The organism is Rhodococcus sp. NPDC077669, assembly GCF_040686915.1.
Lineage (GTDB): Bacteria > Actinomycetota > Actinomycetes > Mycobacteriales > Mycobacteriaceae > Rhodococcoides > Rhodococcoides fascians.
Genome location: NZ_JBFBMD010000012.1, coordinates 64972 through 88323, shown reverse-complemented (window position 1 = coordinate 88323; position 23352 = coordinate 64972). Strand labels below are relative to the sequence as shown.

Below are 23352 nucleotides of genomic sequence, written 5' to 3'. Positions count from 1 at the left end.
TCCCCTCTACCCGCCGGATCAATGCGACTTTGTTGCAGTCTGAGCGACTGAAACCCACATTAATCCCGACGGGAGGGCCGTCCAACGGGAGGGCCACACAAGGGAGGCCGCACATTGAGGAGGTCGCGTGCACACGCAAAAGCGGCACCCACCAAAAGGTGGGTGCCGCTTTCGTAGAGCTGGGTGAAGCTAGATCACTTGATGATCTTCGTGACGCGACCGGCTCCGACGGTACGACCGCCCTCACGGATTGCGAAACGCAGGCCGACATCCATGGCGACCGGCTGGATCAGCGTGACGGACATCTCGGTGTTGTCACCGGGCATGACCATCTCGGTGCCCTCGGGGAGGGTCACAACGCCCGTAACGTCCGTGGTACGGAAGTAGAACTGCGGGCGGTAGTTGTTGAAGAACGGCGTGTGGCGGCCGCCCTCGTCCTTGGACAGGATGTAGGCGTTGCCCTCGAACTCCGTGTGAGGAGTCGTGGTGCCGGGCTTGATGATGACCTGTCCACGCTCGACGTCTTCGCGCTTGATGCCACGAACGAGGAGGCCGACGTTGTCGCCTGCCTGACCCGAGTCGAGCAGCTTGCGGAACATTTCGATGCCGGTGACGGTGGTCTTGGTCGAGCCGGGGCGGATGCCGACGATCTCGACCTCTTCGTTGACGTTGACCGAGCCGCGCTCGATACGTCCGGTGACCACGGTGCCACGACCGGTGATGGTGAAGACGTCCTCGACGGGCATGAGGAACGGCTTGTCGGTCTCACGGACGGGGTCCGGAACCGAGTCGTCGACGGCCTGCATGAGCTCCAGAACCGACTCGCCCCACTTCTCGTCACCCTCGAGTGCCTTGAGTGCGGAGACCTTGATGACCGGTGCGTCCTCGTCGAACTCCTGCGAAGCGAGGAGCTCGCGGACCTCCATCTCGACGAGCTCGATGATCTCGTCGTCGTCGACCATGTCGGCCTTGTTCAGTGCGACCAGGATGTACGGCACGCCGACCTGGCGGGCCAGGAGCACGTGCTCGCGGGTCTGCGGCATCGGGCCATCGGTAGCTGCCACGACCAGGATTGCGCCGTCCATCTGTGCCGCGCCGGTGATCATGTTCTTGATGTAGTCGGCGTGACCCGGTGCATCGACGTGCGCGTAGTGGCGCTTGTCGGTCTGGTACTCGACGTGGGAGATGTTGATCGTGATACCACGAGCCTTCTCCTCCGGAGCCTTGTCGATCTGATCGAAAGCCGAGGCCTCGTTCAGGTCCGGGAACTTGTCGTGCAGAACCTTGGTGATTGCAGCCGTCAGCGTCGTCTTACCGTGGTCAACGTGACCGATGGTGCCGATGTTGACGTGCGGCTTCGTCCGATCGAACTTCGCCTTCGCCACTGTGTGTCCTCCTGGACTGATCTGTGCGGGCCCCGACGGGGCACGCACGCGTATGTGTTGTTACTTATTACAGGTCGAGCGTGGTCCAGCAAACGAAGAGAATTACTCTCCGTTGACCTTCGCGATGATTTCCTTCGCTACGTTCGCGGGAACTTCTGCGTACGAATCGAAGACCATGGAGTAGTTAGCGCGGCCCTGCGTCTTCGACCGAAGGTCTCCGATGTAGCCGAACATCTCCGACAGCGGAACCAGTGCCTTGACGATACGGGCACCGCTGCGTTCCTCCATGGCCTGGATCTGACCACGGCGGGAGTTCAGGTCGCCGATGACCTCACCCATGTAATCCTCGGGCGTGATGACCTCGACGGCCATGACGGGTTCGAGGATGACGGGGCTGGCCTTACGGGCGGCTTCCTTGAACGCTTGTGAGCCGGCGACCTTGAAGGCCATCTCCGACGAGTCGACGTCGTGGTACGCACCGTCGAGCAGTGTGACCTTGACGTTGACCAGCGGGTATCCGGCGAGAACACCGTACTGCATGGCGTCCTGTGCACCGGCGTCGACCGAGGGGATGTACTCCCTGGGCACACGACCACCGCTGACCTTGTTCTCGAACTCGTACGTCGCGCCGTCTTCGCCCTCGAAAGGCTCGAGCTTGATGATGACCTTCGCGAACTGGCCGGAGCCACCGGTCTGCTTCTTGTGCGTGTAGTCGTGCTTCTCGACCGTCTTGCGGATGGTCTCGCGGTACGCAACCTGCGGCTTGCCGACGTTGGCCTCGACCTTGAACTCGCGACGCATACGGTCGACGAGGATGTCGAGATGGAGCTCGCCCATGCCGCCGATGACGGTCTGGCCGGTGTCCTCGTCCAGCTTCACCGAGAACGTGGGGTCCTCTTCGGCGAGCTTCTGGATGGCTGTTCCCAGCTTCTCCTGGTCGGACTTGGTCTTGGGCTCGATCGAGACCTGGATGACCGGGTCCGGGAAGCTCATGGACTCGAGGATGATCTGGTTCTGCGGATCGCAGAGCGTGTCACCCGTCGTGGTGTCCTTGAGGCCGATGACGGCGTAGATGTGACCGGCAGACGCGGTCGCGATCGCGTTCTCCTTGTTGGAGTGCATCTGGAACAGCTTGCCCAGACGTTCCTTCTTGCCCTTGGTCGAGTTGATGACCTGAGCGCCGGAGTCGACCTTGCCCGAGTACACCCGGACGTAGGTCAGCTTGCCGAAGAAGGGGTGCGTCGCGATCTTGAACGCGAGAGCCGCGAACGGCTCGTCTGCGGACGGCTTGCGAGTGATCTCCTTCTCCTCGTCGCCGACGGCGTGTCCGATGGTCTCGGCAACGTCGAGGGGAGACGGGAGGTAGTCGATGACCGCGTCGAGCATGGGCTGAACGCCCTTGTTCTTGAACGCGGATCCACACAGGATCGGGTACAGCTCGCTGTTGACCGTCATCTTGCGGATGGCGCCCTTGATCTCGTCGATCGTGAGCTCTTCGCCGCCGAAGTGCTTCTCCAGAAGCGCTTCGTCGGACTCGGCCACGGTCTCGAGCAGCACCGTGCGGTACTCGTCTGCGCGCTCCTTGAGGTTTTCCGGGATCTCCTGGATCTCGTACTTCTCGCCGAGCTTGGTCTCGCCACTCCACACGAGAGCCTTCATCTGCACGAGGTCGATGACGCCCTCGAACTCGTTCTCTGCACCGATGGGCAGCTGGATGACCAGCGGCTTGGCACCGAGACGATCGATGATGGTCTGCACGGTGTAGTAGAAGTCCGCGCCGAGCTTGTCCATCTTGTTGACGAAGCAGATACGCGGCACGTCGTACTTGTCGGCCTGACGCCACACCTGCTCGGACTGCGGCTCGACACCTTCTTTGCCGTCGAACACTGCGACAGCGCCGTCGAGGACGCGGAGCGAACGCTCCACCTCGACGGTGAAGTCGACGTGACCGGGGGTGTCGATGATGTTGATCTGGTTGTCGTTCCAGAAGCACGTCGTGGCAGCAGAGGTGATCGTGATGCCACGCTCCTGCTCCTGCTCCATCCAGTCCATGGTGGCTGCGCCATCGTGAACTTCACCGATCTTGTAGGAGATACCGGTGTAGAAGAGGATGCGTTCGGTAGTGGTGGTCTTGCCGGCATCGATGTGGGCCATGATGCCGATGTTGCGGACCTTGTTGAGGTCGGTCAGCACGTCCTGTGCCACGAGTTAACCCGCCTTGGTGTTGGAAGAGGTATTGCCTGAGCTGATCAACGCTCCGGCGGTATCGGATAGTTCCGAGTACCGCCCGAGCGAGGAGATCACCAGCGGTAGTGGGCGAACGCCTTGTTGGCTTCGGCCATCTTGTGAGTGTCTTCGCGGCGCTTCACAGCGGCACCGAGGCCGTTGCTGGCGTCGAGCAACTCGTTCGCCAGACGCTCGACCATGGTCTTCTCACGACGAGCGCGCGAGAACGTGACCAGCCAGCGCAGTGCCAGCGTGGTGGAGCGGCCGGGACGAACCTCGACGGGCACCTGGTAGGTGGCACCGCCGACGCGTCGGCTGCGAACCTCGAGGGCCGGCTTGACGTTGTCGAGTGCACGCTTGAGCGTGACGACGGGGTCGGTGCCGGTCTTCTCGCGAGCCTGCTCGAGCGCCTGGTAGACGATGCGCTCTGCGGTCGACTTCTTGCCGTCGAGAAGGATCTTGTTGACGAGCTGCGTGACCAACGGCGATCCGTAGACCGGGTCGTTGATCAGCGGCCGCTTGGGTGCTGGGCCCTTGCGTGGCATATCAGCTCTTCTCCTTCTTGGCTCCGTAGCGGCTGCGAGCCTGCTTGCGGTTCTTGACACCCTGGGTGTCGAGCGAGCCGCGGATGATCTTGTAACGCACACCCGGGAGGTCCTTCACACGACCGCCGCGAACGAGCACCATCGAGTGCTCCTGCAGGTTGTGGCCCTCACCGGGGATGTACGCGGTGACCTCTACCGAGGTGGTCAGGCGAACGCGCGCGACCTTACGGAGAGCGGAGTTCGGCTTCTTGGGGGTGGTGGTGTACACGCGAGTGCACACACCACGGCGCTGGGGACTGCCCTTGAGGGCAGCGGTCTTCAGTTTCGCGACCTTGTCGGTGCGACCCTTACGGACCAGCTGGTTGATCGTTGGCATAAACCGGCTTTCTTCGTGTCGATAAACAGGGATCTAGCAGTTGGAGCAAGAGAACACTGCTCCTCACCCATGACGTCTCCGCGGGTCTCTTGCACCCCGCGGTCGGGTGTGTCGCATACCCCCACACGTCCAGCCGGTTGCGCGCTCTCGAGACGAACGTGCGCACGGCTGTACCTCGCATAGGCACACAAACGGTCCGGCCAGGCCGGACACGACCCATAACGATACCCGGCGGCGCGGCCTCGGGTCAAAACACCCTTCGCTCTGATACGCAACCTATCTGCTCAGGTTGAGTGTGAGGTCTGCCAGCTTCGCTGCCGCCTGGCAGGGATCGGGGTGTGCGACGCCCGGACGGTACTGCACCCACCACCCGAAGATGCCCGCCTGGTCCGCTCCGGCCGACACTCCGCACGAGTCCGGGTCGTTCGGGCGTTGAGCCTGTATTGCCTTGCGGCCCTGCACTGTTGTGTCGCTGACGGTGTACGTCATCTTCTCGTCGGCCGCCCGCTCGGCGGCCAGGGTGCCGGACTCGAACCAGTTGAACGTCACCTTCACGATGCCCGCGGAACCGATCAGATCCCATCGGCAGATCGCTCCGAAGAAGCCGCGAGCGATGTCGTCGGCTCCGGTGGCATCGGCGATCTGGTCGTCGGAGACGGCATCGCACTCGGTCAACAACTTGGTGAATTCTTGGTTGCCCGATCCGGCGAAGCTCGCCGGCCGCGCCGTGCCCTCGACCGACTGAGAGCAACCGGCCGCGAGCAGCAGGGTCGCGGCGGCGGCGAAAACCCGTCTCGTCGTACTTGCTCGAGTCTTCATTGTTTGCGCTCCACGGTCAGCTTCGCCAGCTCGTTGCCGACGTCGCACGGCGGGCGCGCCGGGATCTGTTCGGAGTAGGTGACCGACCAATGGAAGAAGTCGTCGCCGAATTGCACACCGATCTCGCACAACGGGCCCTGCTCGGCTTCGAATCCGGGGTTGCCGTCGATGGCGATGTCCTTGGCCGGACGGCCGATCAGTTCGGAACCGGCGCGTTCGCGGCCGATCGGACTGCCGCGGTACCAGGAGAAGCTGACGCTCGGTCCGCTGATGGCCACGGTTTCCCACTGGCAACCGACGGAGTTGCGGGTGACTTGGGCAAACGGTCCGGCACCGAACGCGGCCTGCACCTCGGCGTCGCTGATCGATCCGCATTCGCCGAAGAACGGGCCGGGCTCGTACGCGGCCTTGCTCGTCGACGGCTCGGGCGCGGTATCGGCGGCGTCGGTATCCGAGCCACCGCAACCTGCGATCAACGCGGCGACCGCGGTGATCACCAGTGTCACTCGCTTCATGCCGTCCTTCGCGTGCTGGTCCGATGCTGCAGTTCGCGTCGCACCGAACCTACCAACCGAACAGGGCAGCGGTCATGTGCCGTGCACAGCGCGTCCTTGGACGTACACACCCACGATGGCCGGCTCTCGCATGGCCATCAGCAGGGCGAACAGGGTCTGGTCGCGGGCCAGCTCGGGGTCCTCGGCCCGCACGCCGTGGTCGACGGCCGCGGCCAGCTGCGGCCACGCGTCGGGATCGACGACGACGAAGTCCGCCTCTTTCCCCACGTCGAAGTTGCCGATGCGCTCCTCCATGTCGAGTGCACGTGCCCCGGCGAGCGTTCCGGTGAACAACAGTTCGGCCGGATGCAGCGACAGGCCTGCGTCTCCCGGTTCGGAGATGTGCACCTTGAACGCGTCGGCGAGCACCTGCGGTAGTAGCCACTCGTCACCGCCGCCGAAATCGGACCCGATGGCGATGGTGACCCCGGCGGCGACGGTTCTCTTCCACGGCATCGTGCCCGAGCCCAGGAACTGCTGCGACGTGGGGCAGTGCGCGATGGACGTACCCGTCTCTGCCAACCTCGTCAGTTCCGCGTCGTCGCAGTGCACCGCGTGCGCCAGAATCGACCGTCGACCCAGCAGGCTCTTGCCACCTACTTGCGAGCCCGGCAGGAACTTGCCGTCGTAGGTGTCCAGGTAACTCTCGACCTGGTACGCACCCTTGGTGGCGTCGATCTCGCCCGTGCCCGGTCGGTTGTTCTCGTTGAGGTGTGTGTGGAAGTAGACGCCACGTGCCCGCACCGAGTCGTAGAGCTCGCCGAGGTTCCTCAGCGTGTCCGTGGTCACCGACAGCGAGAACCGCGGCACGACGGCGACGTGCAGCATGGCGGTGTCGACGTCGCCGGTGTCGGCGGCGTGCCATTTCTCGATTTCTTCCGACACCAGCCTGATGGCCTCGTCCTCGCCGGTGATCAGTGCGTGCGCCGACGCGGGGCCGGTGGTCTGGATCCCGCGACCACTGACGATGCGTAATCCACGTCTCGAGGTCTCCGAGAACAATGCGTCCTGGGCATGGGGGAAGGCCGACCCGAACACCATGGCCTGCGTCGTCCCGGCGCGAATGCGTGCTGCGCAGAAGTCGCGCGCGGCCGCCGCCGCGAATTCCGGATCGGCGAATCGTGCTTCGGACGGAAAGATGCACGTGTTCAGCCATTCGAGCAATTGCCCGCCGCCGTAGGAGTCACCGGCGTAGGTCTGTGGGAAATGAATGTGCGTGTCGACGAATCCCGGCAGCAGAAAGCCGGGCCGGTGATCCGACACATCCGAATGGGCGTAGTGCGTTGGCAGAGAATCGAACTCGCCGCAGAACTCGATCCTGCCCTCGCCTGAGACCACGAGGGCACCGTCGGGAATCGAGACCAACGACGCGGCGGCGTCCAGCACTGTGGGCGAGCCCGCGATGTGAAAGATGTGGCCACGGTGGACGCGTGCGGAATCGGAAGTCACGAGCAGACTCAAGCACAGGTGGATCGGAACTGCAGATCGTGCGCGTCTAGTGCGCTACCGCTCCTGCGGCGGACAGCCGTGCGTTCAGCGAGGCGTCGAGCACATCGGCCCAGGCTCGCACGATTTCGACGCGGCGACGCGCGTCGTCGGTCAGGACGTCCGCAAGACCGAGCCCACGCGCCAGGTCGAGCGTCGCCTGAACCAGACGGTGGGTGACGGGATCGTTGTCGTCGACTCCGAGGTTCTCGACAGCCATTGTGTGTGCTCGACGACCGAATCGCTCTTCGAGTGGCACGATCCGATCACGCAGTTCCGGATCGGCCGACGCCGCCGTCCAGACCTGCAGTGCCGCTTTGAACATCGGACCCGTGTAGTACTCGACGAGCCGTTCCACCACCAGTTTCGTTCGGCCGGGGCCGGGCGGAATCTCCTGTGCCTCGCGGCGAGCATGGTCCATCCGAGTGTCGAACATGTACTCGAGTGCCCCGGTGATGAGGTCCTCACGCGTCGGGAAATGGTGTTGGGTGGCACCGCGAGAGACGCCGGCGCGCTCGGCGACGACCCCGACCGTCGTTGCGCTCCAGCCCTGCTCGGCGAGCGAGTCGATCGTCGCCTCGAGCAGTCGCTGACGCGTCACCCTGCTGCGATCCTGCTTGGGTTCGCGCGCCATCACCATCTCCCTGCTCCTTCTCGACCTACTTTTCGGCAGCCCAGGACGGCGGCCTCTTCTCCAGAAAGGACATCATCCCCTCTCGGGCCTCCTCCGATGCAAACAACCTGGCCGATTGCTCGGCGACGGCCGTTCCGCGCTCGTCGATCTCGCGTCGGATCGCGGCGGTGGTGAGCTGTTTGGACTCGGCCAAGCCCTGCGGCGAGCACTTCCTGAACATGATCATGTAGTCGGCCACCGCGGCCGCGGGAACGGCGTCGGCCACGGTGACCAGACCGATCTCCTGGGCGGTGGCACCGTCGAACGTCTCGCCGGTGAGGAAATATCGACTCGCCGCCCGGGACGACAGTCGCGGCAACACGGCGACGGAGATGACCGACGCCGCCAGTCCGAGGCGAACCTCGGTCAGCGCGAACGAGCTTTCCGGTCCGGCAATGGCGACGTCGCACGCCGCCACGAGCCCCATACCGCCTGCCCGCACATGACCATCGATCTGTACGACGACGGGTTTCGGGGTGTCGATGATCAGCCGCATCAGATCCAGCATCTGCCGAGTCCGAAGCTCCGGCGACGCCCCGGCCTCTCTGAGGTCGGCACCGGCGCAGAACGTCGTACCGGTGTGACCGAGCACGATCGTTCTGATGTCGTCGTCGTGCGCCGCAGCGATGAGGCCCGCTGTCAGCTCCTCGACCAACACCGACGACAGCGCGTTTCGGTTCTGCGGCGAATCCAACGTCAAATACGCTGTGTCCTTGCCCGACTCGACGAGAACGGCCATCAGTAGCTTCTCGGCAGGCCGAGCGAGTGCTGGCTCACGAAGTTCAGGATCATCTCCCGGCTCACGGGAGCAACGCGGGCGATGCGGGCGGCTCCGAGCATCGCAGCCAATCCGTATTCACTGCTCAACCCGGCACCGCCGTGGGTTTGGATCGCCTGATCGAGTGCCTTGATACTGGCCTCGGCCGCAGCATATTTGGCCATGTTCGCGGCTTCTGCCGCTCCGAAATCGTCGCCGGAGTCGTAGAGCACCGCGGCCTTCTGCATCATCAATTTCGCCAACTCCAGCTCGATCTTGCACTGCGCCAACGGGTGCGCCAAGCCCTGGTGAGCGCCGATCGGCGTCTTCCAGACCGTCCGCTCGTTGGCGTATTTGACCGCCGCGTCCAGAGCGTAGCGACCCATACCGACAGCCATCGCAGCACCGAGAATGCGCTCGGGGTTCAGTCCGGCGAACAACTGCATCAGGGCAGCGTCGGCCTCACCGACGAGTGCCTCGGCGGGCAACCGGACGTCGTCGAGGAACAGCACGAACTGGTGATCGGGCTCGACGATGTCCATCTCCATCTGCGTCTTCTGCAGTCCCGGAGCGTCGGTGGGCACGATGAACAGCGCCGGCTTGAGCTTGCCGGTCTTGGAATCCTCGGTCCGCGCAACGATCAACACGGCGTCGGCCTGATCCACGCCCGAGATATAGATCTTGTTGCCCTTCAAGATCCATTCGTCACCGTCGCGACGCGCCGTGGTGGTGATCTGGTGCGAGTTGGATCCGGCGTCGGGTTCGGTGATGCCGAAGACCATGATCTTGGAACCGTCGGCGAGGGCGGTGAGCCACTCCTGCTTCTGATCCGGCGTGCCGTACTTGCCGATGATGGTGCCGCAGATGGCCGGGCTGACGACGACGAGCAGTAGACCGGCACCGTGCGCAGCCAACTCCTCCTGTACGAGCGCGAGTTCGTAGATGCCTGCGCCGCCGCCGCCGTATTCCTCGGGCAGATTGACCCCGAGGAAGCCGAGCTTGCCCGCCTCGTTCCACAGTTCGGTCAGTGGCTCACCTTTGCGCGCCTTGGGCAGCACGTAGTCGATGTAGTTGTAGCGCTTGCCCAGTGACGAGACTGCGTTGCGCAGACCCTTCTGCTCTTCGGTTTCGATGAAACTCATGCTTGCTCCACTCCCTGCTCGGTGACTACTGGCGTGTCGGTGACTACTGCCAAGACCTGTCCTACCTCGACTTGCTGACCCTGCTGCACGTTCAGTTCGGTGAGCACACCATCGGCGGGTGCAGTCACGGTGTGCTCCATCTTCATCGCCTCCAGCCACAGAATGGGCTGGCCTGCGGTGACGGTATCTCCCTGCGCAGCAGCAATTCTGATGACGCTGCCCGGCATCGGCGCAAGCAGTGATCCGGCCGCCACCTCGTCGGTGGGGTCGGTGAACCTCGGTGCTCGAACCAATCGGACGGGGCCCAGGGAAGAATCCACGAACACGTCGGACCCGTAGGTGCTCACTGCGAAGATACGACGAATACCGTTGTCGTCCAACGTCACCGAGGTCGGTGTGTGCCCCACCAGTTCGACACCCTCCACCGAGGAGGTGAGTCCGCTGCGTCCGATCGAGTATTCGACGGTGATGTCGTTGTACGTCTTGCGCTGCGGTTGCGACCGGAGATTGCGCCAGCCGCCGGGTAGACCCCGGTTCACCCGAGTTCGCGAGACGTTGCTCGCCGCGTCGGCCAAGGCAGCCGCGAGCGCCGACAGTTCCTCGGCCCGGCCCTGCGCGATCGGCTGAGCCAGGACATCGAGGCCGTGCGTGTCGAAGAAGGCTGTATCGGTGTCGCCCGCCAGGAACGCCGGATGGCGCAGAATGTTGACCAGCAGATCCCGATTGGTCTTCAGACCGTGAATGGTGGCGTTCTGCAGTGCTTTCGCCACCAGAGTCGCCGCTCGGTCCCGCGTCGGGGCGAAGGAGATCACCTTGGCGAGCATGGGGTCGTACTGCGTTCCCACCACGCTGCCCGTCTCGACGCCGGAATCGACTCTGATGTATCCAGCTTTGTCCGACACCTCGAACTGCGCACCGGGGATCTCGAATCGGTGCACTGCACCGCTCTGCGGCTGCCAGTCCTGAGCCGGATCCTCGGCGTACAGCCGAACCTCGATCGAGTGTCCCCGTGCCGTGGGCTGTTCGGCCGGTAGCCGCTCCCCCGCCGCAACCTGGATCTGCAGCGCAACGAGATCCAGACCCGTCGTGCATTCGGTGACCGGATGCTCCACCTGCAAGCGGGTGTTCATCTCGAGGAAGAAGAAGTTTCCCTTCTCGTCGGCGAGGAATTCGACGGTGCCTGCACCCTCGTAGCCGATGGCCTCGGTTGCCAGTGTGGCTGCCTCGAACAGCTTCTCGCGCATGTCGTCGATGCGTTCGACGAGCGGCGACGGAGCTTCCTCGACGACCTTTTGGTGCCTGCGTTGGATCGAGCATTCACGCTCGCCCACCGTCCACACCGTGCCGAATCGATCGGCCATGACCTGAACTTCGATGTGCCGCCCGGTTTCGATGTACCGCTCGATGAACACCGTTCCATCGCCGAAGGCCGAGAGGGCTTCTCGTCCGGCTGCCTCGAGCTCCGACTGCAGTGCGTCGAGACTACGGACGATGCGCATCCCCCTACCGCCGCCGCCCGCGGAGGCCTTGATCAGTACCGGTAGCTCGTTCTCGGTGACCGACTCGGGATCGAGCCGAGTCAACACCGGCACTCCGGCGTCGGCCATCATCTTCTTGGACTCGACCTTCGAGCCCATCGATTCGATAGCCTTGACGGGCGGTCCGATCCAGGTCAACCCGGCGTCGAGTACCTGCCGGGCGAATTCGGCGTTCTCGGAGAGGAATCCGTATCCCGGATGGACCGCGTCGGCACCGGCCTGCAACGCGGCGGCGATGATCAATTCTCCGCGCAAGTAGGTCTCGGACGGGCTCTGCCCAGGCAGGCGCACAGCGGAGTCCGCCTCACGCACATGGGGAGATGCCGCGTCGGCGTCGGAGAAGACCGCGACGGTATCGATGCCCTCCGCGCGGCAGGTGGTGAAGACGCGTCGGGCGATTTCGCCGCGATTGGCCACGAGGACTTTGTTCAGCATGCGGGCATCACATCCGGAAGACACCGAAGTTCGCGGTGCCTTCGATCGGGGCAGAGGCGATGGCCGACAGGCACATTCCCACTACCGTGCGGGTGTCACGGGGATCGATGACGCCGTCGTCGTAGAGGCGTCCGGACAGGAACATCGGCAACGATTCGGCTTCGATCTGATTCTCGATCATCGCGCGCAGTCCGGCATCGGCCTCCGCGTCGAACGCTTGACCGCGAGCTTCTGCGGCGGCGCGTCCGACGATGGAGATGACGCCGGCCAGCTGTGCGCCACCCATGACGGCGGATTTGCTGGACGGCCAGGCGAAGAGGAAGCGAGGATCGAAAGCACGGCCGCACATGCCGTAATGGCCGGCTCCGTAGGACGCCCCGAGCAGGATCGAGATGTGCGGCACCTTCGAGTTGGAGACCGCGTTGATCATCATCGATCCGTGCTTGATCATGCCGCCTTCCTCGTACTCCTTGCCCACCATGTAGCCGGTGGTGTTGTGCAGGAACAACAGTGGCGTGTTCGACCGGTTGGCGAGCTGGATGAACTGCGTCGCCTTCTGCGATTCCTCGCTGAACAGCACGCCGCGTGCGTTGGCCAGAATGCCGATCGGGTAGCCGTGCAACTCTGCCCAACCGGTGACGAGCGAGCCGCCGTACATCGGCTTGAACTCGTCGAAGTCGGAACCGTCGACGATGCGGGCGATGACCTCACGGGGATCGAACGGGATCTTCAGGTCGGTGGGGACGATGCCGAGCAAATCCTCGGGATCGGCGAGTGGCTCGATGACCTCGGTGCGTGGCTCGGGCCCCTTCTTCTTCCAGTTCAACCGAGAGACGATGCTGCGTCCGATGCGGATGGCGTCCTGCTCGTCGACGGCGAAGTAGTCTGCGAGACCGGACTTCCGGGCGTGCATCTCGGCTCCACCGAGCGACTCGTCGTCCGAATCCTCACCGGTGGCCATCTTCACCAGGGGCGGCCCGGCCAAGAACACCTTGGAACGTTCCTTGATCATGACGACGTGATCGGACATGCCGGGAACGTAGGCACCGCCCGCAGTCGAGTTGCCGAACACCAGGGCGATGGTCGGAATACCGGCCGCCGAGAGCTGCGTCAGATCACGGAACATGCGCCCGCCGGGGATGAACACCTCTTTCTGCGTGGGCAGGTCGGCACCGCCCGACTCGACGAGAGAGATCACCGGCAGTCGGTTCTGGGTGGCGATGTCGTTGCCGCGGAACCCCTTCTTCAGGGTCCACGGGTTGCTGGACCCGCCGCGGACCGTGGGATCGTTGGCCACGATGAGACATTCGACCCCGCACACGACACCGATACCCATGACGGTGCTGGCACCGACGGGAAAGTCGCTGCCCCACGCCGCAAGTGGGCACAGTTCGAGAAACGCGGAATCCTCGTCGATCAACAACTCGATGCGCTCACGGGCGAGCAGCTTGCCACGCTTCTTGTGGCGATCGACGTACTTCTGACCGCCACCGAGCAGCGCCTTGTCGTGTTCGGCGTCGATCTCGGCCAGTTTGGTGTGCATGGCCTCGGTGGCACCGGTGTACTGCTCCGATGCGGTGTCGAGAGTGGACTTCAGCACGCTCATGCCTGGTACCCCAATCGTTTTGCGGCAAGGCCGGTGAGAATTTCGGTGGTTCCGCCGCCGATACCGAGGATGCGCATGTCGCGGTATTGCCGTTCGACCTCGCTCTCGCGCATGTACCCGAGACCGCCGAAGAGCTGGACGGCTTGATTGGCCACCCACTCCCCGGATTCGACGGCGGTGTTCTTGGCGAAGCAGACCTCGGCAATGAAGTCACCGTCCTCCTGCAAGGACCGCTCGACGAGGGAGCGGGTGTACACGCGAGCGATGTCGATCTTGCGCGCCATCTCGGTGACGGTGTTCTGTACGGATTGCCGTGCGATGAGCGGCTTTCCGAAGGTCTCCCGGTCTCGAACCCACTGCAGCGTCAGATCGAGGCACCGCTGCGCGCTGGCGTAGGCCTGAGCGGCGAGAGCGATACGCTCGGTGAGAAATGCCTGCGCGATCTGGACGAAGCCACTGTTCTCGGCACCGACCAGGTTGGCCACCGGAACCCGTGCGTCGACGAAGGAGAGTTCGGCGGTATCGGAGGCGCGCCACCCCATCTTGTCGAGCTTGCTGGTGACCTCGAAGCCCGGTGTGCCCCTCTCGACGACGAGGAGCGACACTCCGGCTGCCCCCTCGCCTCCCGTCCGGACCGCGGTGACGACGAAGTCCGCACGGCACCCCGAGGTGATGTAGGTCTTCGACCCGTTGACGACGTAATGGTCGCCGTCTCTGACCGCCTTGGTCCGCAGATGACCCACGTCGGAGCCGCCACCCGGCTCGGTGATCGCGAGCGAGCCGATCTTCTCCCCCGCGAGCGTCGGCCGCACCCACTTGTCGATCTGCTCAGGATCTCTCGCGGCAACCAAGTGCGGCAACGCAATTCCACAGGTGAACAGAGAAGCGAACAGTCCGCCCGACGCGCCGGCCTGGTGCATCTCCTCGCAGATCAGCACCGCGTCCGCGAGATCACCGCCGTCGCCGCCGACGTCCTCGGGAAACCCTGCGCCGAGCAAACCGAGAGCCGCCGCTTTCTTGTGCAGCTCGCGCGGGATCTCACCCTCGGTCTCCCACTGATTCATGTGCGGCGCAATATCCTGTTCGACGAAACTGCGAACGGTCTTGCGAAGCTGCTGACGCTCCGGGGTAGTCCAGATGCTCATACGAGTGCTCCCTTGTAAGCGAGTGTTTCGGGGATGTCGATGTGCCGCGACCGCAGCCATTCACCGAGTCCCTTGGCCTGTGGATCGAATCTGGCCTGCGAAGCCACGCCTTGGCCGAGGATGCCGTCGATGACGAAGTTGACGGCCCGCAGATTGGGCAACACGTGGCGCGTGACCGTGAGGTGCTCGGCCTCGGGCAGCATCGTTTTCAGGGTGTCGACGGTCAATGCGTGCGCCAACCAGGCGAATTCGTCGTCGGTGCGCACCCACACTCCGACGTTGGCGCTCCCACCTTTGTCTCCGCTACGGGCGGCGGCGATGGTGCCGAGTGGTAGTCGGATGGTGTCCTCGGCGGCTCGCGGTGCCGGCAGCTTCGGTTCGACCAGCGATTCCAGGACTCGCGTCTGCGCCGAGGGTGCAATGCTGCGTTCGGTGCCGTCGGCCAGGTGGGCCGTATGCGGTACGTCGTGTGCGTCGACGAAACCTGCGGTGAACACCCCGTACGGGGCTCCGTTTCCGGGCGGTGCGGTGACCGAGAAGCCCGGGTAGCTGGCAAGTGCGAGTTCGACCGCCACAGCCGAGAACTGGCGTCCCACCGCGTCGGGGTTACTGTCGCGGGCGACGCAGCGCAGCAACGCGCTTGCGGTTTCCTCGGTCTCGGCGTCGGGCTTGTCGGTACGCACCAGAGTCCAGTCCAACTCGGTCGGCCGGGCGGGCAACCACGACTCGAACTGCCGTTGCGCCAGTTCGGCTTTGGCCTCGATGTCCAGGCCGGTCAACACCATCGTGAATTCGTTGCGGAAGCCGCCGAGCGCGTTGAGCGAGACCTTGTAGGTGGGCGGCGGCGCTTCTCCGGTGACCCCGCTGATCGATACTCGGTTGCTGGACTCCTGCGCCAGGACCGCCGTGTCGATGCGCGCGGTGACGTCGGGGTTCGCGTATCGGCCACCGGTGATCTCGTACAGCAGTTGCGCGGTGACGGTACCGACGCTGACGGCACCGCCGGTGCCCTCGTGCTTGGTGATGACGGAGGATCCGTCGGCTTCGATCTCGGCGATCGGGAACCCGGGACGGGACATGTCGGCGATCTCGGTGAAGAACGAGTAGTTGCCGCCGGTCGCTTGAGTACCGCACTCGATGACGTGGCCCGCGATGACTGCGCCGGCCAATGCATCGTAATCGGTTGTCGACCAACCGAAGTGAGCGGCGGCGGGGCCGACGATGACACTGGCGTCGGTGACGCGACCGGTCACCACGACGTCGGCACCGGAGTTCAGGCATTCCACGATTCCCCACGCACCGAGGTAGGCGTTTGCCGTCAGCGGGCTGCCGAGGCCGAGTTCGCCTGCCCTGCCGAGGAGGTCGTCGCCGTCCACGTAGGCGATCTTCGCGCCGGAATCGAGCTTCTCCAACGCCTCGACCAGTCCGCGCGGATTGAGTCCGCCGGCATTGGCCACGATCTTCACGCCCTTGTCGAGTGCCAGTCCGAGGCAGTCCTCGGCCTGCCGCAGAAAGGTTTTGGCGTAGCCACGGGTCGCGTCCTTCATTCGGTCGCGTCCGAGAATGAGCATGGTCAGCTCGGCGAGGTAGTCACCGGTGAGGTAATCGAGGTCTCCTCCCTCGAGCATCTCCCGCATCGCGGACAGTCGATCTCCGTAGAAACCGGAGCAGTTGCCTATACGTACGGTCATGCTTTCTCGCGTCCTGCCTTGTCTCGTCCCTGTCCGGGAGGGCCTGCGAAGGCTTGGGCGATGGTGAGCCAGTGTGCGGCGTCGGCCCCGTCGGCTCGAACGTCCAGATCGTCGCGGTGTGCGCGCTGAGTGACGAGAAGGCAGAAGTCGAGTGCAGATCCGGTGACACGCTGTTCTGCGTCGTCGGGACCCCACGTCCACACTTCGCCCGAGGGTGCGGTGAGCTCGATTCCGAACGGTTCCGCCGGCGGAGTCTGCTCGTTGACGGCGTAAGCGAAATCCCGTGTCCGCACGCCGATGTGTGCGACTCCGCGGATTCGGTCGGTCGGCACGCGGGTCACGCCCAGCGCATCGGCGACATCCTGTCCGTGGGCCCACGTCTCCATGAGACGGGCGGTGGCCATGGACGCGGCACTCATGGGCGGCCCGAACCACTGGATCTTGACGCCCGACGGGACCTGCTTCAGCGCGTCCGTCATGGCGTGGCGGCGGGTTCGCCAGGCGCTCAACAGTTCCGGATTGCCCGCTTCCTCCTCGGCGGCGTCGTCGACGAATCCAGTGGGGTTCTCCCAGGCCTTTTTCAGCGTGCGGGCGAACTCCTCCTCGGCCGCGGTATCACCGGACGCTGCGGATGTGGTTCGCTCCGCGACGTGATCCGTCCACGACAGGTGCGCGATCTGATGTGCGATCGTCCAGCCCGCCGCCGGAGTAGGTGCCGCCCAGCGTTCGGGTACCAGCTCGGCCACCAGCGCGTCGAGGTCGTCACCCTCGGCACGGAGATCGCCGACGAGTGAGTCGAGGTCTGCCATGGGACCAGCTTCACAAAGGCACGAGAAAAAAGCAAGCACGCTTGCTTGTTAATTCGTAACCTTACGTTCGCTTGCCGTCTCTACGGTCGGAAACGTGAAAACGTCGAGACTTGTGGCCGTCGCCGTTACCCTCGCCTTCATGGCTGCCGGCTGCTCCACCACGGACCCGTCTGCTGCAGACCCGACCCCCGACGAACCGTCAAGCATCCGGGTGGCGACGTTCAACGCCAGTCTCAATCGGTCCGCGGCCGGACAGTTGGTCACCGACCTGAGCGCGGAGAACGCCCAGGCTCGCGCAGTAGCCGACGTGATCTCCGCGAACTCACCGGATGTTCTGCTGGTCAACGAGTTCGACTATTCGGGGTCCGATGGCCCCACCCTCTTCAACGAGAACTACCTCGACGGGCAGTACCCGTTCTTCTTCACTGCTCCGGTGAACACCGGCGTCGACTCGGGACTCGACCTGGACGGGGACGGCGCACTCGGTGGCCCCGGCGACGCCTGGGGATTCGGACAGTTTCCCGGTCAGTACGGCATGGTGGTGTACTCGAAGTTCCCGATCGACACCGGTTCGGTACGCACGTTCCAGAACTTTCTGTGGAAGGACATGCCGAACTCGCTGTTACCGCACGACTATTACGGAGAGAACGCAGACGCGCTTCGACTGTCCAGCAAGTCGCATTGGGACGTGCCCGTCGACGTGAACGGGAAGACGCTGCACGTGTTGGCTTCGCATCCCACTCCCCCATCCTTCGACGGACCCGAGGACCGTAACGGTAAGCGCAATCACGACGAGATCCGGTTGAGCGCCGATTACATTTCCGGTGCCGACTATCTCTACGACGACAACGGCGTGCGAGGCGGACTCGACGAGGGAGCGTCGTTCGTGATGATGGGCGACCAGAACAGCGATCCGGTCGACGGCGACTCCGTGGCCGGTGCCATCGCACAGGTTCTGGATCTTCCGCGGGTTCGAGATCCGGCACCCACGTCCGATGGACATGGAACGGACACAGCTGATTTCGCTGATCCGACGCCGGGTGACCTGCGCGTGGACTACGTACTGCCCTCGGACGATCTCACCGTGCGCGACTCGCAGGTGTATTGGCCCGATCAGGCCGAGCACCCGTCGGACCACAGACTGGTGTGGGTAGACCTCGAAATATGATGCGTGAGTGACCGATCTGCCGATTGTCGAGTTCGCCTACCCGGGCCCACTGCGGGACACGCTGGTTGCGGCCGTGCTGTCCGGAGCGAAGACCAGCACGGCAAGCCTGTTGGCTCAGTACACCGACGAGGAGCTGCCGAGGGTCGGCGAACGCGGTGCGGTGGTGAATTCGACGGGTGCCGTGGTCGGGGTCATCGAGACCACGGCCGTCGATGTCGTTGCGCTGAGCGATGTTCCGCTGCAGCATGCGCTCGACGAGGGTGAGGGTTACACCGATGTGGCGCAGTGGCGTGCCGGCCACGAACGATTCTGGCAGTCCGTCGAAGTCCGCGAGGAGCTGGGCAATCCGAATTTCACGGTCAACGACGACACTCAGGTGGTGCTGGAGCGATTCGAGCTGGCATGAAGGTTGCCCGACAGCTTTACGGCGATGTTCGAGGCTCGAGCCGTGGACTCACAGCTTGTCGGTGGGTGGGTGTATAGGCACCCGACTCCAATCCTTCTTCATTGCAACATAATTGGGGTTGACGATTGGTTCACGTCTCGGTACTATCGAACACACGTTCTACATATTGTTGGAACATCAGCCGGGGGGCGAAGACACAATGGGCACATCGACGCGTAGCCGTTTCGCGGCCTATCTCGGGCCGCAATCGAAGCCGTACATCGAGGTTGCTTCGTTGGCCGAGATTCGGGATGTCGCGATTCTGGAGAATCAGGCGTGCGCCCGCAAGGTCGCTCTGGCCGCCGCCATCTGGGACTCGTGTATTCATCAGAACGTTCTGGTCGGCGATGTCGTTCAGGATGCGGGCAACTACGCAGCGTCCGAGATTGCGCACGTGCTGGGTTGCTCGAAGACGGTCGCAAACTCGTACGCCGAGATCGGTATGGACCTACGGCTTCGGCTACCCGCCATTGCAGCTGCGTTCGGGGCCGGCGAGATCGACCTACCTCGGGTGCGTGCGATCTACCGCTGCACTCACAATTTGACGCAGGACGCAGCAACGGCTGTCCAGATCGAGGTTCTCCACGCTGCCAGACGCCTCTCCCCCGGCCCGCTCGCGACCGAGATCTGGTCGATCATGTACCGCATCGCGCCCGAGGAGGCCGCCGCTCTCCGTAAGGACCTGGAACGACACACCAACGTCACCTACACCGACAAGGACGTGCTGTCGACGCTCAAAGCCGATCTCACCGCTGCCGACGCTGCCGCAGCCTGGCAGCTGATCAACGAGATGGCCGCCACCGTGTGCCGACGCGATCCGCGCAACAAAGGACAGAAACGAGCGGCCGCGTATGTTGCCCTGCTGCACCAGGAATCGTCGATGGCATGCTTGTGCGACGCGAACGACGACCATCCCTGCACGGCCGACGCATCGCGGCCTGATCGACGTGCACCGCTGACCATCATCACCGTCGACCTCGCCACCCTCGCCGGCTTGCTGTCCAATCCCGCACACCTGGCCGGACACGGAACCATCGACGCCGAGTACGCCCGCGAGCTCGCCGAGAACTCACAGTGGCAGCTTCTGCTGACCGAGGCACGCAACCTCGCCGACAAACTCGGACACGGTGACGACCTCGAATCGATGATCGACCTGGACTCGGCAGAAGGCACGAACACCGACACTGAAAACGTCGCCGTGGATGTCATAGACGGGGACGATGCAGTAGATGCCGAACCGCTTCGGCCGACACGTACCCCTCATGTGGTGTTTCATCCGCTGGGTCGTGGGCGTCGTCGAAACAGCGCAGTTCCTCGTCCACTCCGATCGCCGGCTTCCAAAACACCGGCCGCAGACGGAACTCCATCGCGGAGCAGTTGCATTGCCACGCCGTATCGCGGTGCGTTCACTCTGGTGGCCGAGTTCGAGGCGGCGATCGCATGCGACCCCACGCTCGGGGTGGCGCTTCACCCGGATGGGCATGGCGGCCTTACGGTCCCGCCACCCGGCGCACTCGTCTATCGGCCGTCCAACGCACTCGCCGACAGTATTCGGTTCCGCGACCGAACCTGCAAGCATCCCGGATGTGATGTCCCCGCGCAGCAGTGCGAGATCGACCATATAGTCCCGTATCTCCACCGCGATCCAATGACCGGCGGCTGGACGATCGACACCAACCTGCACTGCCTGTGCCGCTATCACCACAGCCTGAAGACCATGGGCCTGTGGACTCCGGTCATGCTTGCCAACGGCGTGGAGTTCTGGGTCTCCAATGCCGGCACCACTGCCGTCACCGTGCCTGCAACTACACAGCTCGCAAATCACGGGCACCTTCCGACCGTCTACCGCAGACCCAAAGGCGCGGAACGGCAGCCAGATTTATCGACCTCGACCTCGAACTCGAGCGCACCGAGTCATCGGCCTACGCCGACTTCGGTACGTCTGTTCACTCCTGCATCCGCACCCGAGAACGACGTGCCGCCGTTCTGAATGCGCAGTCGATGGCGCTGCGGCCGGGCTCGAAAAGTAGAGGTCAGACCCGATCCGCGTAGACGACGATGTTGTCCTCGTAACGCGCGACGTCCTAATCGAATTGGCCACCCTCATCAGGCTCGGCGAATGGGCGCGAACGTCTGCACTGCATCCCGGGTGAAGAAGTCCAGCAATATCGCATTGGTCAACGCGGGCTTCTCGACCAACACGCCATGCGAGGTACCCGGGACTATTGCCAGCTCGGCGACCGGCATACTGCGGTAAAACTCGGCAGCATGCTCGATGCTCACCTCGTCGTCGTCACCGATCATCACCAGAGTGCGCACCGACAACGCGGCGAGATCGCTCGCAGTCAGTGCGGGATCTGCACTGTGCATATCGTCGAGCCGGCGTACGAAATCGCTACGGTCGGCGTCGCCGAGTCCGGACAGCCCGCCGCCCCAACCGTCGCGATGAAAGACACTCGCGACGCAGGCGAGACGATCCACCAGATCCGGGCGTAGCAGTGCGACCAGTAGCGCTACGACACCGCCGTCGCTGCACCCGGCCAACCGCGTCCGTCGCCCGACGACCTGCTCGATGAACGCAATGGTGTCGTCGACCATGTCCGAGAACGTCAACTCGGAGGAGAGACCAGGCCCGGAAACATCCGGGGTGCGGCCATGCCCTCGACGTTCGGGGGTGAGCACCCGAAACGCCGAGGACAGCCCGGCGACAGTGATATCCAGCGCTCGCGCATCAGCGCCCCCAGGATGGAGAAGGACCAGCGGTTCCCCGTCGCCCACCTCTGCGTACCAGGTGTCCACCGAGCCGAGCCGAACCCAGTTCTCCGAACTCACGCCATCAATGTAGACCGGTGCCCACGTCGTTCGCTCGCTCTTCGTCGCGTTCCTGCTGAGCTGCAGCCAGACCCGACATCGTGCGCAGCGGCACCTCCTTGAGGAAGAGCACCAGGACGAATCCGAGGAGCATCAGGATCGACACGGCCAGGAACACGTAGTCCATCGCGCCGGAGAAGCCGATGCGGAACGGCTCGGCGAGCGCGGGATCGAGCTTCTGGATGAACGAACTGTCCTGCAAGGCACTACCGGCAACGGATGCATCACCCGAGGCGATGGCCTTCGCGAACCCGGACTCCAACGGATCGGCACTGGTGGCCGCGCTCTGCACGGCCTGCTGGAACGCGGGCGTCGAACCGGCGGCGACCAACGCATCGCCGGTCTTGGGCGTCAGCTGCGTGAACAGCATCGACAGGAACACCGCCACGCCGACCGTTGCACCGATTTGACGGAAGAACGTTGCCGCCGAGGTGGAGACGCCCATGTCCTTGGGCGGCATCGCATTCTGGATGGCCAACGTGAGCGGCTGCATCATCGAACCGAGACCGAGACCGAACACACCCATCACGACCATGGTCTGCCACAACGGAGTGTCGGCGTGCACGTAGTGGAACGTGAACATGGCGATCGCCATCAGCGCAGTGCCGACGATCGGAAAGATCTTGTACCGCCCCGTCTTCGAGATGATCGAACCCGACACGATGGACGCGATCATCAAAGCGCCGACGAGCGGCAAGGTCTGATAACCGGCGAGAGTCGGCGACGAACCCTTGACCACCTGCAGGTACTGCGGCAGCAACGAGATGCCGCCGAACATGGCTGCGCCTGCGATGACACTGACGGCAATACACAACGAGAACAACGGGTTTCGGAAGAACCGCATGGGGATCAAGGCGTCGTCGCCCATCTTGATCTCGGCGAGAACGAATGCGATGACGCCCACGATGCCGATCCCGAAGCACAGCAGTGCCCGCGGCGAACTCCATCCCCAGACGCGGCCCTGCTCGGCGATGATCAGCAGCGGCACGAGCCCGACGCTGAGAAGCACTGCGCCCCACCAGTCGACGCGGGCCTCGCGGCGGTAGACCGGCAGGTTCAGCACCCGCCAGACGACGACGAGCGCGATGATGCCCAGCGGAACGTTGATGTAGAAGACCCAGCGCCAGCCGGTGATGCCGAGAATGGACGACTGTCCGGCCAGCAGACCGCCGATGACCGGCCCGAGCACACTGGACGTACCGAACACCGCCAGGAAGTAACCCTGATACTTGGCGCGCTCACGCGGGGGCACGATGTCGCCGATGATCGCCAACGCCATCGACATCAAGCCACCTGCACCCAACCCCTGGACGGCCCGGAAAGCTGCAAGCTCGTACATCGATGTCGCGATGCCGCACAGCATGGACCCGACGACGAAGATCGAGATGGCCGTCATGAAGAACGGCTTGCGCCCGTAGAGATCGGAGAGTTTGCCGTACAACGGAGTCGAGACAGTGGACGTGATCAGATATGCCGTTGTCACCCAGGCGAGAACGGAGAACCCGTTCAGGTCGTCGGCGATGGTACGTACCGACGTGGACACGATCGTCTGGTCGAGAGCCGCCAGGAACATACCCATCATCAGACCCGACAGAATCGTCATGATCTCGCGGTGCGAGTACTCGCCACTCACCGCACTCGCTTCACGCTCGGCGGTCGCTTCAGGCTCGCTTACCATCTCT

At 63.9% G+C, this 23352-nt stretch carries 20 protein-coding genes; 3 read left to right on the top strand and 17 right to left on the bottom strand.

From position 1 onward, the window contains the following. Positions 1-194: 194 nt before the first annotated feature. The 15 genes from tuf to AB0P23_RS15555 all read right to left on the bottom strand — a co-directional run bounded on the left by tuf (position 195) and on the right by AB0P23_RS15555 (position 17186). Positions 195-1385 (bottom strand): elongation factor Tu, encoded by a 1191-nt coding sequence (gene tuf, locus AB0P23_RS15625; RefSeq protein ID WP_032365471.1) that lies wholly within the window; start codon positions 1383-1385, stop codon positions 195-197. 102 nt (positions 1386-1487) lie between these two features. Beyond that, entirely contained in the window at positions 1488-3590 is a 2103-nt protein-coding gene (gene fusA / locus AB0P23_RS15620) for an elongation factor G (RefSeq protein ID WP_206498012.1), read from the bottom strand. A gap of 95 nt (positions 3591-3685) precedes the next feature. Then, a complete protein-coding gene (gene rpsG, locus AB0P23_RS15615; protein ID WP_003941856.1) occupies positions 3686-4156 on the bottom strand; it encodes a 30S ribosomal protein S7 in 471 nt (156 codons plus the stop codon). A gap of 1 nt (position 4157) precedes the next feature. After that, positions 4158-4532: a 30S ribosomal protein S12 gene (rpsL, locus tag AB0P23_RS15610; RefSeq protein WP_027498160.1), complete on the bottom strand. Its 375-nt coding sequence runs from the start codon at positions 4530-4532 to the stop codon at positions 4158-4160. A 276-nt stretch (positions 4533-4808) separates the two neighbouring features. Then, positions 4809-5351 (bottom strand): DUF3558 domain-containing protein, encoded by a 543-nt coding sequence (locus AB0P23_RS15605; RefSeq protein ID WP_032375414.1) that lies wholly within the window; start codon positions 5349-5351, stop codon positions 4809-4811. Then, a complete protein-coding gene (locus AB0P23_RS15600) occupies positions 5348-5866 on the bottom strand; it encodes a DUF3558 domain-containing protein (protein WP_027498162.1) in 519 nt (172 codons plus the stop codon). The genes AB0P23_RS15605 and AB0P23_RS15600 overlap by 4 nt, the downstream gene beginning before the upstream one ends. Positions 5867-5938: 72 nt before the next feature. After that, positions 5939-7354 (bottom strand): guanine deaminase, encoded by a 1416-nt coding sequence (locus AB0P23_RS15595; RefSeq protein WP_206498013.1) that lies wholly within the window; start codon positions 7352-7354, stop codon positions 5939-5941. A gap of 46 nt (positions 7355-7400) precedes the next feature. Beyond that, on the bottom strand, positions 7401-8024 hold the full coding sequence (locus tag AB0P23_RS15590; protein WP_032390459.1) for a TetR/AcrR family transcriptional regulator: 624 nt from the start codon (positions 8022-8024) through the stop codon (positions 7401-7403). 25 nt (positions 8025-8049) lie between these two features. Then, on the bottom strand, positions 8050-8802 hold the full coding sequence (locus AB0P23_RS15585) for an enoyl-CoA hydratase family protein (RefSeq protein ID WP_032375412.1): 753 nt from the start codon (positions 8800-8802) through the stop codon (positions 8050-8052). Further along, the gene (locus AB0P23_RS15580) at positions 8802-9962 is read right to left on the bottom strand and encodes an acyl-CoA dehydrogenase family protein (RefSeq protein ID WP_032365310.1); all 1161 of its coding nucleotides are present in this window, start codon (positions 9960-9962) and stop codon (positions 8802-8804) included. Before AB0P23_RS15580 ends, AB0P23_RS15585 begins: the two co-directional genes overlap by 1 nt. After that, positions 9959-11935 carry a biotin carboxylase N-terminal domain-containing protein gene (locus AB0P23_RS15575; RefSeq protein ID WP_363798131.1) on the bottom strand — a complete coding sequence of 659 codons (1977 nt, stop codon included), beginning with the start codon at positions 11933-11935 and terminating at the stop codon, positions 9959-9961. The genes AB0P23_RS15580 and AB0P23_RS15575 overlap by 4 nt, the downstream gene beginning before the upstream one ends. A 7-nt stretch (positions 11936-11942) precedes the next feature. Continuing rightward, positions 11943-13541, bottom strand: coding sequence for a carboxyl transferase domain-containing protein (locus tag AB0P23_RS15570; RefSeq protein ID WP_027498168.1), 1599 nt, complete (start codon positions 13539-13541; stop codon positions 11943-11945). Further along, positions 13538-14686, bottom strand: a complete 1149-nt coding sequence (locus AB0P23_RS15565; protein WP_032375408.1) for an acyl-CoA dehydrogenase family protein — start codon at positions 14684-14686, stop codon at positions 13538-13540. Before AB0P23_RS15565 ends, AB0P23_RS15570 begins: the two co-directional genes overlap by 4 nt. After that, positions 14683-16377: an acyclic terpene utilization AtuA family protein gene (locus tag AB0P23_RS15560; RefSeq protein WP_363798127.1), complete on the bottom strand. Its 1695-nt coding sequence runs from the start codon at positions 16375-16377 to the stop codon at positions 14683-14685. The genes AB0P23_RS15565 and AB0P23_RS15560 overlap by 4 nt, the downstream gene beginning before the upstream one ends. Then, the gene (locus AB0P23_RS15555; RefSeq protein ID WP_363798126.1) at positions 16374-17186 is read right to left on the bottom strand and encodes a TIGR03084 family metal-binding protein; all 813 of its coding nucleotides are present in this window, start codon (positions 17184-17186) and stop codon (positions 16374-16376) included. Before AB0P23_RS15555 ends, AB0P23_RS15560 begins: the two co-directional genes overlap by 4 nt. 94 nt (positions 17187-17280) lie before the next feature. On the opposite strand from AB0P23_RS15555, the gene AB0P23_RS15550 reads away from it, so the two are divergent. The 3 genes from AB0P23_RS15550 (at position 17281) to AB0P23_RS15540 (ending at position 20789) form a co-directional block, all read left to right on the top strand. Beyond that, positions 17281-18354, top strand: coding sequence for an endonuclease/exonuclease/phosphatase family protein (locus AB0P23_RS15550; protein ID WP_032365305.1), 1074 nt, complete (start codon positions 17281-17283; stop codon positions 18352-18354). Positions 18355-18361: 7 nt separating this feature from the next. Beyond that, a complete protein-coding gene (locus tag AB0P23_RS15545) occupies positions 18362-18760 on the top strand; it encodes an ASCH domain-containing protein (protein WP_032386257.1) in 399 nt (132 codons plus the stop codon). A gap of 199 nt (positions 18761-18959) precedes the next feature. Next, positions 18960-20789 (top strand): DUF222 domain-containing protein, encoded by a 1830-nt coding sequence (locus AB0P23_RS15540; RefSeq protein ID WP_363798123.1) that lies wholly within the window; start codon positions 18960-18962, stop codon positions 20787-20789. A gap of 116 nt (positions 20790-20905) precedes the next feature. Here the strand turns inward: AB0P23_RS15540 and AB0P23_RS15535 are convergent, their stop codons facing one another. Both AB0P23_RS15535 and AB0P23_RS15530 read right to left on the bottom strand, forming a co-directional pair. Next, positions 20906-21631 carry an alpha/beta hydrolase gene (locus AB0P23_RS15535; RefSeq protein WP_363798121.1) on the bottom strand — a complete coding sequence of 242 codons (726 nt, stop codon included), beginning with the start codon at positions 21629-21631 and terminating at the stop codon, positions 20906-20908. 4 nt (positions 21632-21635) lie between these two features. Next, a complete protein-coding gene (locus AB0P23_RS15530) occupies positions 21636-23348 on the bottom strand; it encodes an MDR family MFS transporter (protein ID WP_363798118.1) in 1713 nt (570 codons plus the stop codon). Positions 23349-23352: the final 4 nt, after the last annotated feature.

Bases quoted from the DNA above. Each gene is read 5' to 3' on its own strand.
- AB0P23_RS15555 (WP_363798126.1), bottom strand. From the start codon at position 17,186: ATGGCAGACCTCGACTCACTCGTCGGCGATCTCCGTGCCGAGGGTGAC.
- AB0P23_RS15605 (WP_032375414.1), bottom strand. From the start codon at position 5,351: ATGAAGACTCGAGCAAGTACGACGAGACGGGTTTTCGCCGCCGCCGCG.
- AB0P23_RS15560 (WP_363798127.1), bottom strand. From the start codon at position 16,377: ATGACCGTACGTATAGGCAACTGCTCCGGTTTCTACGGAGATCGACTG.
- AB0P23_RS15565 (WP_032375408.1), bottom strand. From the start codon at position 14,686: ATGAGCATCTGGACTACCCCGGAGCGTCAGCAGCTTCGCAAGACCGTT.
- rpsL (WP_027498160.1), bottom strand. From the start codon at position 4,532: ATGCCAACGATCAACCAGCTGGTCCGTAAGGGTCGCACCGACAAGGTC.
- AB0P23_RS15570 (WP_027498168.1), bottom strand. From the start codon at position 13,541: ATGAGCGTGCTGAAGTCCACTCTCGACACCGCATCGGAGCAGTACACC.
- AB0P23_RS15590 (WP_032390459.1), bottom strand. From the start codon at position 8,024: ATGGCGCGCGAACCCAAGCAGGATCGCAGCAGGGTGACGCGTCAGCGA.
- AB0P23_RS15530 (WP_363798118.1), bottom strand. From the start codon at position 23,348: ATGGTAAGCGAGCCTGAAGCGACCGCCGAGCGTGAAGCGAGTGCGGTG.
- AB0P23_RS15540 (WP_363798123.1), top strand. From the start codon at position 18,960: ATGGGCACATCGACGCGTAGCCGTTTCGCGGCCTATCTCGGGCCGCAA.
- rpsG (WP_003941856.1), bottom strand. From the start codon at position 4,156: ATGCCACGCAAGGGCCCAGCACCCAAGCGGCCGCTGATCAACGACCCG.
- AB0P23_RS15600 (WP_027498162.1), bottom strand. From the start codon at position 5,866: ATGAAGCGAGTGACACTGGTGATCACCGCGGTCGCCGCGTTGATCGCA.
- AB0P23_RS15585 (WP_032375412.1), bottom strand. From the start codon at position 8,802: ATGGCCGTTCTCGTCGAGTCGGGCAAGGACACAGCGTATTTGACGTTG.
- AB0P23_RS15575 (WP_363798131.1), bottom strand. From the start codon at position 11,935: ATGCTGAACAAAGTCCTCGTGGCCAATCGCGGCGAAATCGCCCGACGC.
- AB0P23_RS15580 (WP_032365310.1), bottom strand. From the start codon at position 9,962: ATGAGTTTCATCGAAACCGAAGAGCAGAAGGGTCTGCGCAACGCAGTC.